12 protein-coding genes and 1 pseudogene are annotated in these 13,234 nt (G+C 71.7%); 5 read left to right on the forward strand and 8 right to left on the reverse strand.

Going from position 1 to position 13,234, the window contains the following annotated elements; genetic code table 11:
• Positions 1-117 precede the first annotated feature (117 nt).
• Complete coding sequence (locus tag ET445_RS03225) at positions 118-702, reverse strand: TetR/AcrR family transcriptional regulator (protein ID WP_129188781.1); 585 nt, start codon at positions 700-702, stop codon at positions 118-120.
• Positions 703-787: 85 nt separating this feature from the next.
• Between ET445_RS03225 and ET445_RS03230 the strand changes: the two genes are divergently transcribed.
• Positions 788-1,825, forward strand: a complete 1,038-nt coding sequence (locus ET445_RS03230) for a DUF2804 domain-containing protein (protein WP_243695307.1) — start codon at positions 788-790, stop codon at positions 1,823-1,825.
• A gap of 80 nt (positions 1,826-1,905) precedes the next feature.
• Here ET445_RS03230 and ET445_RS03235 read toward each other — a convergent pair whose 3' ends face one another.
• Complete coding sequence (locus ET445_RS03235; protein WP_165314280.1) at positions 1,906-3,357, reverse strand: MDR family MFS transporter; 1,452 nt, start codon at positions 3,355-3,357, stop codon at positions 1,906-1,908.
• Positions 3,358-3,437: 80 nt separating this feature from the next.
• On the opposite strand from ET445_RS03235, the gene ET445_RS03240 reads away from it, so the two are divergent.
• From ET445_RS03240 to ET445_RS03255, 4 genes are all read left to right on the forward strand, one after another.
• The gene (locus ET445_RS03240; protein WP_129188787.1) at positions 3,438-4,100 is read left to right on the forward strand and encodes a TetR/AcrR family transcriptional regulator; all 663 of its coding nucleotides are present in this window, start codon (positions 3,438-3,440) and stop codon (positions 4,098-4,100) included.
• A gap of 104 nt (positions 4,101-4,204) precedes the next feature.
• Positions 4,205-5,896 (forward strand): MFS transporter, encoded by a 1,692-nt coding sequence (locus ET445_RS03245; protein WP_208008514.1) that lies wholly within the window; start codon positions 4,205-4,207, stop codon positions 5,894-5,896.
• Positions 5,893-7,458, forward strand: coding sequence for a leucyl aminopeptidase (locus tag ET445_RS03250; RefSeq protein WP_129188789.1), 1,566 nt, complete (start codon positions 5,893-5,895; stop codon positions 7,456-7,458). The genes ET445_RS03245 and ET445_RS03250 overlap by 4 nt, the downstream gene beginning before the upstream one ends.
• A gap of 53 nt (positions 7,459-7,511) precedes the next feature.
• On the forward strand, positions 7,512-7,769 hold the full coding sequence (locus ET445_RS03255) for a hypothetical protein (RefSeq protein ID WP_129188791.1): 258 nt from the start codon (positions 7,512-7,514) through the stop codon (positions 7,767-7,769).
• Between the two features lie 3 nt (positions 7,770-7,772).
• Here ET445_RS03255 and ET445_RS03260 read toward each other — a convergent pair whose 3' ends face one another.
• The 6 genes and pseudogenes from ET445_RS03260 to ET445_RS03285 all read right to left on the reverse strand — a co-directional run bounded on the left by ET445_RS03260 (position 7,773) and on the right by ET445_RS03285 (position 12,869).
• On the reverse strand, positions 7,773-8,417 hold the full coding sequence (locus ET445_RS03260) for a TetR/AcrR family transcriptional regulator (protein ID WP_129188793.1): 645 nt from the start codon (positions 8,415-8,417) through the stop codon (positions 7,773-7,775).
• A 60-nt stretch (positions 8,418-8,477) separates the two neighbouring features.
• A complete protein-coding gene (locus ET445_RS03265; RefSeq protein ID WP_129188796.1) occupies positions 8,478-9,032 on the reverse strand; it encodes a GNAT family N-acetyltransferase in 555 nt (184 codons plus the stop codon).
• Positions 9,033-9,062: 30 nt separating this feature from the next.
• The gene (locus ET445_RS03270; protein WP_129192383.1) at positions 9,063-9,524 is read right to left on the reverse strand and encodes a glutathione peroxidase; all 462 of its coding nucleotides are present in this window, start codon (positions 9,522-9,524) and stop codon (positions 9,063-9,065) included.
• A gap of 29 nt (positions 9,525-9,553) precedes the next feature.
• Positions 9,554-11,554 (reverse strand): helix-turn-helix transcriptional regulator, encoded by a 2,001-nt coding sequence (locus ET445_RS18240; protein WP_279433488.1) that lies wholly within the window; start codon positions 11,552-11,554, stop codon positions 9,554-9,556.
• Positions 11,555-12,087: 533 nt separating this feature from the next.
• Positions 12,088-12,555, reverse strand: a pseudogene (locus ET445_RS18555) (ATP-binding protein); the annotation flags it as partial.
• 110 nt (positions 12,556-12,665) lie between these two features.
• Positions 12,666-12,869 (reverse strand): hypothetical protein, encoded by a 204-nt coding sequence (locus ET445_RS03285; RefSeq protein WP_129188802.1) that lies wholly within the window; start codon positions 12,867-12,869, stop codon positions 12,666-12,668.
• Positions 12,870-13,234: the final 365 nt, after the last annotated feature.

The raw sequence follows: 13,234 nt of genomic DNA on the forward strand, positions 1-13,234 counted from the left end.
TCACGTGAATCGGCGGAGCGCCGGCCCTTCGGGGTCGGCGCTCCGTCGCGTTCGAGGCGGGTTCGGGGCATCCGGATGTCTCTGAGCGCGCGCGTCTTCGAAAGCCGCGCCTCCCGGTCAGTCGAGCCCGGCGACCCGGCGCGCCTCGCGCGTGAAGCCCTCGCGAACGGATGCCCCGTCGAGCGCATTGCCGACGAACATCGCATCGCGCAGCAGCACAAGGGCCGCTGCTGCGGCGGCGGGGTCTGCGACGTGGGCCGCTGCGAGGTCGCGCTCGAGCTCGCTGCGGAACCAGGCACGGTGCGCGGCGACGATCCGTCGCACGTCGCTATCGGGATCGGCGTACTCGGCGGCAGCGTTGATGAACGGGCAGCCGCGCGTGTGACGGCGCTCGGCGTCGTCGGCGATGCCCTCGATGATCGCCGCGAGGAGCGCCCGCGGGTCGCCGTCGAGTTGCTCGTGGGCCGCGGCGAACGCCTGACGGATGCCCGCGTCTTCGAGGCCGAGGTAAGCGGCGACGAGTGCCTCTTTGCCCGCGAAGTGCCGGTACATCGTGGCGCGCGTGACGTTCGCCTCGGAGAGCACGCGGTCGACGCCGACGCCGTGGATGCCCTCGCGGTAGAAGAGGTCGGCCGCCGTCTGCAGCAGCCGCTCGCGCGGCTCGGAGCGGCGGGCGCCGTCCGTCTCGATCACAGTGCTCATGGCTGATGCAACACAGAACGATCGTTCTTATTCCTGGGTTCGGGCCTGTCGGGTACGGTGGCGTCACCCGAACCCTGGAGGCAGCGTGGCCACCGCCCAGCCCGAATCAGCCCATAGCCGCGAGCGCGAGCTCACCGAGCGCGTCTCGCTCACCGGCCCAGACGGGCTGCTGAACCCCGCCGCAGTGGGGTGGTCGAGACATCCGCTCCACGACACGTCGGGCATCGGCGGCCGAGGCACGCGTGCCCGATTCCGCAACAAGCGATGGGAGTACTGGGCGTTCACGACGCCCGACGTCATCGCCGCGGTCACGATCGCGGCGCTCGACTACGCGACGATGACGCAAGTGTGGGTGTACGTGCGCGCGACGGGCGAGGCGATCGACCGGTCGACGATCACGCCGCTCACGCGCGGGGTCGTGCTGCCCGGGTCGCTCGGCGACGGGCGTGCGAGTGCGAGCGTGCCGGGCATCGAGGCATCCGTCGAAGAGATCGAAGGCGGCACCCGCATCACGGCGCACACCGACCGCGTGCGCGTCGACGTCGTCGCCGAGCGGCCCGACGGCCACGAGGCGCTCGGCGTCGTCGTGCCGTGGAGCGCCCGCCGGTTCCAGTACACCGTCAAGGACGTCGCACGCCCCGCCCACGGCACGATCGTCGTCGACGACCAGGCGTTCGACGTGCCCGCGGGCGAGAGCTGGGCGGTGCTCGACCACGGCCGCGGGCGCTGGCCGTACTCGATGCGCTGGCACTGGGGCGCCGCGTCGGGCGTCGAGCACGGCGTGCGACTCGGATTGCAGCTCGGTGGCCTCTGGACGGCGGGCACGGGCTCGACCGAGAACGCGATCTCGGTCGACGGCCGGCTCACGAAGCTCGGGGACGAACTCGACTGGCGCTTCGACCCGGCCGACCACCTCGCCCCGTGGACGATCACGGGCACCGGCGTCGACCTCGTCTTCACGCCCTTCCACGACCGCGTCGCGAAGACCGCGCTCGGCATCGTCTCGTCGGAGACGCATCAGTGCTTCGGCACGTATCGCGGCGAGGTTCAGGATGTCTCGGGCGCGACGATCCCGATCGACGCCCTTCTCGGCTTCGCCGAGGTCGTTCGCCAGCGGTGGTGAGGGTCGCGCAGTGAGGGCGCCAACCGGGGATACGGGTGTGCCGATTCCCCGGGTTGGCGTCCTCACGCGCGTCGGGGCGGTCAGACCCGAGCGGGGTCCGCAGGTGCGGCCTCGGCCACGGGCTTCTTCGGGATGAACCACGCGAGCACGAGCGGCACCGCCGCGAATGCGAGCACCCACCAGAAGGTGCCGCCGAAGGCGGCCAGGGCCGCGGCGGGGGTCGCGGCATCCGCCATTCTCGACTGCAGGACGACCGCGATGACCGCGACGCCGAACGGCGCGCCGACGCGCTGCACGACGCTGAACGCGGCGGAGCCGCGCGGGGTCTCGTCGGGGCTGAGGCTTGCGAACGCGAGGGTCATGACGGGCAGGCTCACGGCGCCGAGTCCGATGCCGAGGACGAACTGCGCGGCGAGGAGCAGCACCTCTCCCCCGCTCGTGCCCGCGAGGGCGAACGGCACGATGCCGAGCATCGTGAGCACGACGCCGCCCGCGACGACGAACCGGCCGTCGATGTTCGCGAGGAACCTGCGCGAGAGCACGAGGAACAGGATCGTGCCGAGCCCCTGCGGGATGAGCAGGAGGCCCGTCGCAGCGACCGATTCGCCGCGGATCTGCTGGTAGAAGAGCGGCAGCAGGAACATGATCGCGTACACCGAGAATCCGCCGACGAACGTGATGACGCTCGAGAGGCCGAAGCTGCGGCGGGCGAAGACGCGCACGTCGACGAGCGGTGCGACGCGCTTCACGGTGAGGGCGTGGGCGATGAAGCCGACGAGGAGGGCCGCGCCGGCGGCGAGCGGCACCCATGACTCGGGGGCGCCGAACGCGTCGGGGCCGCCCGCCTGGCTGATGCCGTAGGCGACCGCGGCGACGCCGGGCGTGAGCAGCAGGAAGCCGACGAGATCGAACGTGCGTCCACGCTGGCCCGCGTCGCGCGGCAGCACCCTGGGCGCGAACGCGAGCGCGGCGATGCAGATCGGCACGTTGACGAAGAACAGCCAGTGCCAGTCGAGCGACTCGATGATCGCGCCGCCGATGACGGGGCCGAGGATGGGCGCGAGCTGGCCCGGCAGGGCGATCGCGATCATCGCCTGCCCGATCCGCTCGCGGCCTGCGGCGCGGGTCAGGATCGTGATCGTGACGGGCAGGATCATGCCCGCCCCGAGGCCCTGCAGCACGCGGAACGCGACGAGCAGCGGCAGCGTGCCCGCGAACCCGCACAGGAGCGACCCGACGAGGAACGCGCTGATCGCCGCGATCCAGACCCGACGGGCGCCGATCCGCTCGGCCGCCCAGCCGCTCACGGGGATGACGGCGACGTAGGCGAGGAGGTAGGCGGTCGACACCCACTGGGTCTGTGCGACGGTCGTGCCGAACGTCGTGTGGAGGTGGTCGAGGGCGATGTTGACGATGGTCGTGTCGAGGAGTGAGGTGATCGCCCCGAGCACGAGGACGGCGCTGATGAGGTTCAGCCGGCGCGCCGACACCGGTCCGAGATCCGCGGATGTCGCGGGGCTGATCGTGTTCATGCGAGCCACACTACACCGTGCAGTGTAGTTGAGTACACCGAGCGGTGTAGACTTTCGGAGAACACGCAGGAGAGGCATCCGTGACCGTCGCAGACCAGACGCAACAGGCGAAGCCCGTGCGCGACGGCAACGCGCAGAAGCGCGCCGCGATCCTCGCCGCGGCCCGCGCGCTCTTCGTCCGCGACGGCGTCGAACGCACGAGCATGGATGCGATCGCCGCCGAGGCGGGCGTCTCCAAGCGCACCGTGTACGACTACTACGGCGACAAGCGCGGGCTGCTCCTCGGCGTCATCGAAGACGCCGGCGCAACCCTCGTCGCCGCCCTCGACCGCGCGCTCGACACCCACCTCTCCGACGACGCCGACCTGCCCGACGTGCCGAGCCTCGAGCGCGCCCTCGTCGCCTTCGCCGACGACGTCGGCACGACCATGATCGCCACGACCGACTACGCGGCGACCGTGCGACTCGTGACCGAGAACACCGCCTGGCTGCCCGACCTCGACGAGCACCCGCTCGCGACCGCACCCGAAGAGGCCCTCGCCGAGCGCTTCGCCCACTTCGCCGCGATCGGCCTCGTCGACGCCGACGACCCGCGCCTCGCCGCCGACCACTTCAACGCGCTCACGACCCTCCTCGCCTTCAACGGCTCCCCTACGGGCCGCACCCCCGAACGCATCCGGCAGGTCATGGCCGACGGCGTGCACGCGTGGATCCGCGCCTACGGCGCACGCGACCGCGGGTGAGCCCCGAGCCATCCGCCCCGCCCGCTCTCTAGTCGAGTCATCCTCACCGGCGCTACTGTCGGAACGTGCCCGACCGCTCGCGCCGGGCAGACCGGGGGGTCGACGTGAGCAGCACCGCCACCGCATCGACGGATGTCCCGCAGCGCACCTCGTGGCTCCCGATGATCGTCGTCGTGCTCACCCAGATCCAGGCGTCGTTCTCGATCAACGCGCTCACGGTGTCGATGGCGGGCATCACGACCGACCTCGACACGCCCGCGACCTCGGTCGGCACCGCGATCACGGCCGGCACGTTCGCGATGGCGGCGTTCATCCTGCTCGGGGCCAAGGTCGGCGCCCGCTTCGGCACGCGCGGCGTGTTCCAGATCGCCGTCGCGATCCACGCCGTCGCGATGGCGACCGTCGCGGCGGCGGCGACACCCGCCATGCTCTTCGTCGCCCAGGCCGCGGCGGGCACGGTGATCTCGCTCGTCGCGCCCGCGCTCACCGTGTTCGTCGCCGTCAACTACCGCGGCAGCCAACAGGCGAAGGCGATCGGCCTCCTCGCCGCCGCGATCCCAGGCGCGGGCGTCCTCGCCCTCCTCATCGCGGGCACGTTCGCGACGACGATCGGGTGGCGGTGGTCGTTCTGGCTCATGGTCGCCCTCGGCGTGCTGAACTTCCTGCTGAGCTTCCGGCTCAAGAAGGTGCCCGCCCAGCCCGGCCTCTCGATCGACTGGATCGGCGCGCTCATCGCCGCGGTCGGCATCATCCTGATCAGCTTCGGCTTCTCGGGGCTCGCGACGTGGGGCTTCTGGCTCGCGACCCCCCACGCTCCGTTCGACGTGCTCGGCATCTCGCCCGCGCCGCTCCTCGCCCTCGCGGGCCTCCTCTTCGTGCAGTTCTTCTTCATGTGGCTGCGGAAGCGCACGCGTGAGGGCAAGCCGCGCATCTTCGACCTGCGGGTGCTCGCGACGGGCTCCGAGCGCGCCATCACGCTGTGCATGGGCACGATGCTCTTCGTGGGGTCGGCGGCGAACTTCCTCATCCCGCTCTACATGCAGGTCGTGCAGGGCCGCACTGGCCTCGAGACGAGCTTCGCGATCATCCCGTACACGCTCTCGATCTTCCTCGCGTCGACGTTCATCGCGTTCCTCTACACGCGGTTCACTCCGCGCGTGCTCGCGACCGCGGGGTTCATCGTCGTCGCGGCGGCGCTCACGCTCCTCGCGTTCACGGTGCGGGGCGAGTGGGGGCAGCTCTCGATCATCGCGGGGCTCATCCTGCTGGGGCTCGCGCAGGGCTCGATCGTCGCGCTCGTGTTCAACACCCTGCTGTCGGCCGCGCCGCGGCAGCTCGCGGGCGACGTCGGCGCCTGGCGCGGACTCGTGCACAACACGTTCGCGTCGGTCGGCATCGCGCTCGCCACGACGCTCGCCGTCGGCACCCTCACGGCGCTGCTCCTCGCGGGCGCGGAGGAGCACCCCGAGATCAGCGAAGACCTCATCTCGCAGGTGAACTTCGACGACGCGAACTTCCTCACCAACGAGCAGCTCGAGGACGCCCTCGCCGACCGCGCCTCGGGTGCCGAGCTCGAGGCCGCGATCGAGGTCAACGAGCACGCGCGCCTGCAGTCGCTCCAGCTCTCGCTCCTCGCGCTCGCAGGCGTCGCGCTCCTCGCGATCGTGCCCGCCACCCGCATGCCGGGCCGCCGCAAGGGCGACCTGCCCGAAAAGCTCGAACCCGACGACGACGACGTCATCGAAGACGACGACTCCGTCGACGAATCGGATGTCTCGGAAGGGGCCCGCCCATGACCCGCAGCCCGTACAAGCTCATTCCCGACGGGTTCACGCCGATCCCGTCGCTCGCGGCCTTCGACGCGGTGTCGATCTTCGTGACGGATGCCTCGACGCCCTCGCCCGCAGCGAAGGTCGACGCCGTCGGCGTGCTCGTCTCCGCCGACGACGACCTCTCCGCAGCACTCGGACTCGACGAGTCCGTGCTGAAGCAGCTCGGATTCGAGGCCAAGCCAGGCACGACCCTCGCGCTGCCGCGCGCGTCGGCCGGACTCAGCGTCGCCGTCGGCGTGGGCGCCGCCGCCGACATCGACACGAAGGTGCTGCGGAGCGCCGCCGCTGCGTTCGTCCGCGCCGTCCCGAAGGCCGCGAGGGTCGCGCTCACCCTGTCGACCGCCGGCTCCGTCGGCCCGCGAGCTGCAGCTGCCGCGCTCGTCGAGGGCGCACTCCTCGGCCGCTACCGCTACGACGCTCTCAAGGGCGAGCCGCGCGAGCCCGCCCTCACCCGGCTCGAACTGCGGTTCGGAGAAGCATCGGGGTTCACCGGCGACGGCCCCCTCGAGCAGGCGACCGCCGGGACCACGGAAGGCCTCGTCACCGCGCGCGCCGCCGCGGTCGCCCGCGACCTCGCGAACACCCCGCCCGGGCACCTCACCGCGAGCGATTTCGCCGACGTCGCCGTCGCGCTGGGCGAGCGCTTCGGGTTCGACGTCGAAGTGTTCGACAAGGCCGCGCTCATCGACCTCGGCATCGGCGGCCTCCTCGGCGTCAACGCGGCGAGCGCCGAGGAGCCGCGCATGATCAAGCTCGAGTACACGCCTGCCGGCGAGGCATCCGGCCATCTCGGACTCGTCGGCAAGGGCATCATGTACGACTCGGGCGGCATCAGCCTGAAGCCGAGCGACCCCATGCACCTGCTCATGAAGATGGACATGGGCGGGGCCGCGGCGATCCTCGGCACGTTCACGGCGCTGTCGTCGTCGGGAGGCACGGCCGAGGTCACGGCATGGCTCATGTGCACCGACAACATGCCGTCGGGCTCGGCGTACAAGCTCGGCGACGTGCTGCACGTGCGCGGCGGCAAGACGGTCGAGGTCAAGAACACCGACGCCGAGGGTCGGCTCGCGATGATGGACGCGCTCGTGCTCGCGACCGAAGCCGGCGTCGACGCGATCATCGACATCGCGACCCTCACGGGCGCCGCCCTCATGGCGCTCGGGCCCGCGCTCGCGGCCGTCATCGGCAACGACGCAGCGCTCGTCGACCTCATCGAAGCGGCGGGTTCGGAGGTCGACGAGCGCGTGTGGGAGCTGCCGCTCGAACGGTCGTACCGCAAGCAGCTCGACTCGGATGTCGCGGACCTCTCGAACCTCGGCGGCCCATACGCCGGCGCGACGACCGCGGCGCTCTTCCTCGCCGAGTTCGTCGGCGAGACGCCGTGGGCGCACCTCGACATCGCGGGCACGATGCAGTCGGACGCCGACGACGCGTGGAAGTCGAAGGGCGCGACGGGCTGGGGAGCGAGGCTCCTCTTCGAAGTCGCGCGCGATTACGTGCCGCCGTACCGGCCGGGCGAGTGACGGTTCTGCACAGGCGGTCTGCGCGCTCCCCCGCACGGTGATTCAATCGGTGGATGCCTCGCGCCCGAGTCCACTCCCAGGTGCCGCCCGCCGCCGACTTCGAGAACCTTCTCATCGCCCACGACATCTCCCTCGGTGCATACCGAACGCCCGACTCCGGCGGCTGCGTCGGCGGAATCACCACGACCGTCACGGTGTCGACCCGCACGTCGGGCGATCACGAGTTGTGGATCGACGGCTGCCAGGCACCCGACGGCACGTTCGAGGACGAAGCCACCGACCTCTTCAGCGACTACCGCGAAGGGCACTGAGCGTCAGCGCACGCCGACCGCGAGCCATCCGTCGATCGTGCGCGATGCGGCGCGCTCGAACTCGCCGTCGTCGCCCGCGCGCAGCCCCAGCGCGACGCCCGCCTCGGTGATGGGGTTCGGCGGGGTGTCGTTCCAGAGGGTCACGGGTTCGTGAGCGCCGGATGCCTCGGCCCACGCCGTCTCGACGGCGACGTGCCCGAACACCTGCGCGAGGAGCGCGTGCGCCGCCCTCGCCGCATCGTCGGTCGAGAGGCCCGCCACGACGTAGGCGGCGCCGAGCCGCTCGAGGAGGGCGACGGCGCGCGGCCCGTCGAGGGGACCGCTCGTCACAAGCACGATCGCACCCGCGTGCTCGCGCAGGCGCGCGCGGAGCGCGAGGGCGGTCTCGAGCAGGTAGGCGCGGGGATCGACCGCGTAACCGGGATCAGCGGTTTCATTCTCGCCGACGCCCGCGATGAGCTCCTCGACCATCGCGCCGAGCAACGCGCCCTTCGACGCGAAATAGGTGTACATCGCCGTCGGAGTGAGGCCGAGCGCCGCAGCGACGCCGCGCACCGACACGGCGGCGAAGCCCTTCTGCTCGAGGATCTCGAACGCGGCGACGACGATGTCGGTCTGGCTGATGCTGCGGCGGGGGCCGGGTTTCATGCGGGCGGAGGCTCCTCGGTCGGTCCCGACTACGCTACCCGGCGAATTGCGGCATCCGCCTCACCGCACCCAGCGGACCTCTTGCACCTTCCAGAACTCGTCGAACTTCTCCGTGCCGTCGGGCGCGAACCTATTGCGCAGGTAGAAGGCCTGCGCCCGCGGGTTGTCGTCGAGCACCCACAGGAACGCCGGGCGGTCGCCGATCGACGCGTCGAGGAGCGCCTGGCCGACCCCCGACCCGTGGTGCGCTTCGAGCACGTAGATCGCGTCGAGCGAGAGCGGTCGCGGGCGGTCGGGGTCGGCGGCCGAGACATCCGAGACTGAGACATCCGCCGCTCGCGGCTCGCTCGTGCTCGCGAAGCCGACGATCTCGCCGTCGACCTCGGCGACGCGCACGCCCATCATCCTGAACCCCTCGGGCGGCGGATACACGCCCGACGAGATCGCGGCGTTCGCCGTCCACATGAGGATGCGGTCGCGCATCGGCCAGCCCTCGACGGCGTCGCGCGCGACCCGGCCGGTGTCGACATAGACCTCATGGTGGGAGGCCCAGTGCACGCGCGCGATCGCGGGCGCGTCGGCGACGACCGCCGGGCGCACGACGAACGCGCTCACGCGCACGCCGCCCCGCACGACGGCACGGCTCTATGCCGCCGCGTCTTCGAGCGCCGCCTCGATGGCGGCGATGACCTCGGGCGCGTCGGGCTCGGTCTTCGGCCGGAACCGCGTGACGGTGCGGTCGGGCGCGACGAGGAACTTCTCGAAGTTCCAGGTCACGCGACCGGCCTTGCCCTCGGCGTCGGGCGTCTTCTTGAGCTCGGTGTAGAGCGGGTGCGCCTTGCGGCCGTTGAGGAGCACGCGGTCGACGACGGGGAACGTCACGCCCCACGTCGTCGAGCAGTATTCGGCGACGGCCTCGTTCGTGCCGAGCTCCTGCAGGAACTGGTTCGACGGGAACCCGATGACGGTGAAGCCGCGGTCGCCGTACTCCTTCTGCAGCGCCTCGAGCTTCTCGTACTGCGGCGCGAGGCCGCAACGGGAGGCGACGTTGACGATGAGCACCGTCTGCCCGGCGAAGTCGCCGAGGGAAGTCGTGCTGCCGTCCATCTTCGTGAAGGGAATATCGTCGATGATGCTCACTCAGCCACCGTAACCCCGCGCGCACGCACGGCGGCCTCGGTGCGCGAAGATGCCCCGAGTTTTCTCAGGATCGCCGACACGTGCACGCTCGCGGTCTTGCCGCTGATGAACAGCCGCTCGCCGATCTGCTTGTTGCTGAGCCCTTCGGCGATGAGGTCGAGCACCTGCCGTTCGCGCGCGGTGAGGTCGTCGAGGTCGGATGCCTCGGGCGCGACGTCGTTCGTCGACGGTTCGGCGGATGCCTCGTCGTCGCCCGATTCCCGCGTCGCGAGCGCGAGCCCCGCGGCCTGCGCGAGCCGGTCGACGTGTCGCCGCACGAGTCCGACCCCGCGCTCGTCGGCGAGGTCGGCGGCAGCCTGCAACTCCATACGCGCCGCCTGCCGGTCGCCCGCCTCGAGGAGCGCCTCGGCGAGACGGAACCGCGCGTAGGGGGCGAGGTAGACGAACGCCTGGGACGCTTCCGCCGCGGCGACCGCGGTCCGCCACGCTTCGACCGCTTCACGCGGCCCGTGCGCGAGCTCGGCCCGCACGAACGCCGACCACAGCGTATGCGTCGGCCACACTGCGATCTCGTCGAGCCGCGAGAGCACGTCGCCCTCGAACCCGGCGAGCGCCGAGACATCCAACCCCGCCGCTGCCGCGCGCGCCGGGTCGCGACCCGCCTCGCCGAGCACTCGCGCAGCCGGCCAGAGGTGCAGCGCGACGTAGCCGACGTGCTGTGCGGCCGGTCCGTCGAGCGCGATCGACGCTTCGCGCCAGGCCCCGGCGAGATCGCCGCCCTCGAGCAGGATCTCGGCGGCGAGCCGCCCGAGGCCGAACCGCGTCTGCACTTCGACGTCGGCGACCTTCGCCATCATCGGGTAGACGGCCCGCAGCCCGGCGACGGCGGCCTCGACGTCGCCGCTCCAGAGCGCCGCGACGAGCCGTGCCCGCTGCAGGTAGGCCTTGAACGGCGGCGGCGGGTCGAGGCTCAGCCCGCGTTCGACGAGCGCTTGGGCGCGATCCCACTCGCCGAGCGCGATGAGCGGCTCGGCGGCGTTCGCGGCGAGGAGGACACCCGAGCTGCGCTCGACGCCCTGTTCGCGCGCGATCTCGAGCCCGGCCTCGGCGAGCCGGACGGCCTGCTCGTGGTCGCCGATGAGGCTGCGGGTGTCGCTCACGTTGACCCAGTACCGCAGGAGCGCGGTGCCGTCGGTGCCCGCGAGGTCGTGCGCCTCTTCGAGCCCTTCGAGGCCTTCGGCGACCTCTCCGCGCGAGATGCGGCTGATCGAGGCGATGTTGCGCGCGACCGACGCCGACCGGAGCGCGCCGATCTCGACGGCGAGGTCGTACGACTCGTCGCCGATCTCGACGGCGGCGTCGATCTCGCCCGCGATCATGAGCCGGCCGGCGAGCGCGGTCATGATCGCGGCGTGCAGGTCGCGCACCTCGGGCACGGTCTGGTCGAACGCGGCGATGCGGGCGAGCGCGTCGCGGAGGAGTTCGACCGTCCCGGGTTTGCCGAGGCTGCCGAGCACGATCGCCTGGTCGCGCAGGAGCCGCGGCACGTGCACCGATCCGTCGGGAGCTTCGGCGATCGCGGCCTTGATGAGGGCGAGCGCCCGCTCGCTCTCGCCCGCGTTGCGGAGGTAGGAGGCTGTACGACCCATGAACTCGATGCGGTCCACGCCGGCGAGCGCCTCGGCGTCGGGCACGACGTCCCAGAGGGCGATCGCCCGCTCGCCGAGCTGCGCCGCGGTCGCGTATGCCGCGGCGCCGCGTGCTTCGCGCATCGCCTGGATCGTCGCGGGGAACGCCCGCACGGCGTCGTTCGCGCCGAGCCAGTGGAAGGAGATCTCGGCGGCGAGCCGCCGCGATCCCGCGGCCGCCCGCCGCTCGTACGCCTCGGCGTAGGCGGCGTGGAAGCGCGCCCGCTCGCCCGGCAGGAGGTCGGCGAGGATCGCCTCGCGCACGAGCGCGTGCCGGAATGCGTACTGGTCGCCGTCGACCGTGAGCACTCCCCGACGACGGCTTCGCGCGCGGCGCGATCGAGGTCGTCCGGGGAGCCCGCGAACACCGACTCGAGCAGGGCGTGCGACACCCGCACGCCTCCCGTCGAGACGAGCCGGAGAAGGGCCTGCGCTTCGTCGCTCAACCGTTCGTACCGCACGAGCAGGAGGTCGCGCAGCGTGTCGGGCAGTGCCGACTCGTCGTCGCACTCGTCGATGCCGACGAGCTCTTCGACGAAGAACGGCACGCCCTCGCTGCGCCGGAAGACGTTGTCGACGACCGCGTCGGCCGGCGACTCGCCGGCCGCACCGGTCGCCGCGGCGCCCGCCGCGTTCGCCTGCAGGAGCTTCGCGAGCTTCTTGACCTGCGGGCGCGTCAGTCGCGACAGTTCGCGCCGGTCGACCCAGCGGTCGCGCTCCATCTCGGAGAGGAACCCCCGCACGGGATGCCCCCGGCCGACGTCTTCGGAGCGGTAGGTCAAGACGATGAGCACGCGGCTCGACGTGAGCGCGCGCATGAGGAAGCGCAGCAGCGCGAGCGTCGCCGCGTCGATCCAGTGGAGGTCTTCGATGACGAGGACGGTCGGCCGGTCGCGCGACACGGTCTCGAGGAGCACGGCGATCGCCTCGTGCAGTCGGCCGGCGGCCTCGGGGCCGCCGTTCGCACTCGCGCCGCGCTCGGCGTCGGATGCCGCGAGCTCGGGCAGAAGCGCGATGAGCGCGGGCCGCCCGGGGCCGACGGCGTCGAGCACGGTTTCGGCCCCGAGGTCGGCGACGAGCGTGCGGAGCGCGGCCTTGACGGGCGCATACGGCGAGGCCACGTCGCCGAGGTCGACGGACTGCCCCGCGAGCACGCGCACGTCGGGCCCGAGCCGACCGACGAACTCGGCGAGCAGCCGGGTCTTGCCGATGCCCGCCTCGCCGCCGAGCAGCCCCGTGCGCGGGGCGCCCTCGCGCGCTTGGTCGAGCAAGCCCTCGAGCCACGCGAGGTCTGCCTGCCGACCCACCATCTCTGAGCTCGACGAGGTCGTCACGGTTTCATGCTGCCACCATCCGGTGACACTGCGGCCCGAGACATCCGCCCCTTGCGAAGCTGTCGGAACGCCGACGGCGAGTTCGGTCACCGGAGCGCGAGCTTCGGCAGACCGTGCGCGCGGCGGTGCGAGCGTCCGAACGGACGGCGCCCGCTCTTCGCCGCCGGAGCGTCGGCGTCGTCGAGTTCCGCCCGCTCGGCGGCGTCGCGTCGGAGAGCGAGTTCGCGCTCGGCACGGAGGACGTCGTGGTCGTGCTGGTGCGTTGCGACGAACGCGGCTGCGTACTGCATTGCTTCCTCCTGGGATCCGTCCGGCTGATGCCGGCAGATTCAGAATCGTCTCTAAGGCCCCTTCGCCTCATCGAGTGATCGCCCTATTTCCGGGCGACGGATGCCTCAGCTGCGCGCGAGCGCCTAAGGCGTCTCGGGCCTCCGGTGAGCAGGGCCCGAGCATGGAACGGCCCCGGCATCCTGATGTCGAGTCGGGACGCGGGGCCGAGGGCGCGTGGCGGATGTCTCACGCGAGGCGGGTCGGCACGCGGCGGTAGCCGTCGCGGCGAAGCTGGATGACGGTGCCTGCGACGGACGCTGCGGCGAGCGCGGCGAGGAGCACGGTGAGGATGAGCATGGCCGAACCTCCTTCCTGGCGTCGTTGC

Source organism: Agromyces protaetiae, from assembly GCF_004135405.1.
GTDB classification, from domain to species: Bacteria; Actinomycetota; Actinomycetes; order Actinomycetales; family Microbacteriaceae; genus Agromyces; species Agromyces protaetiae.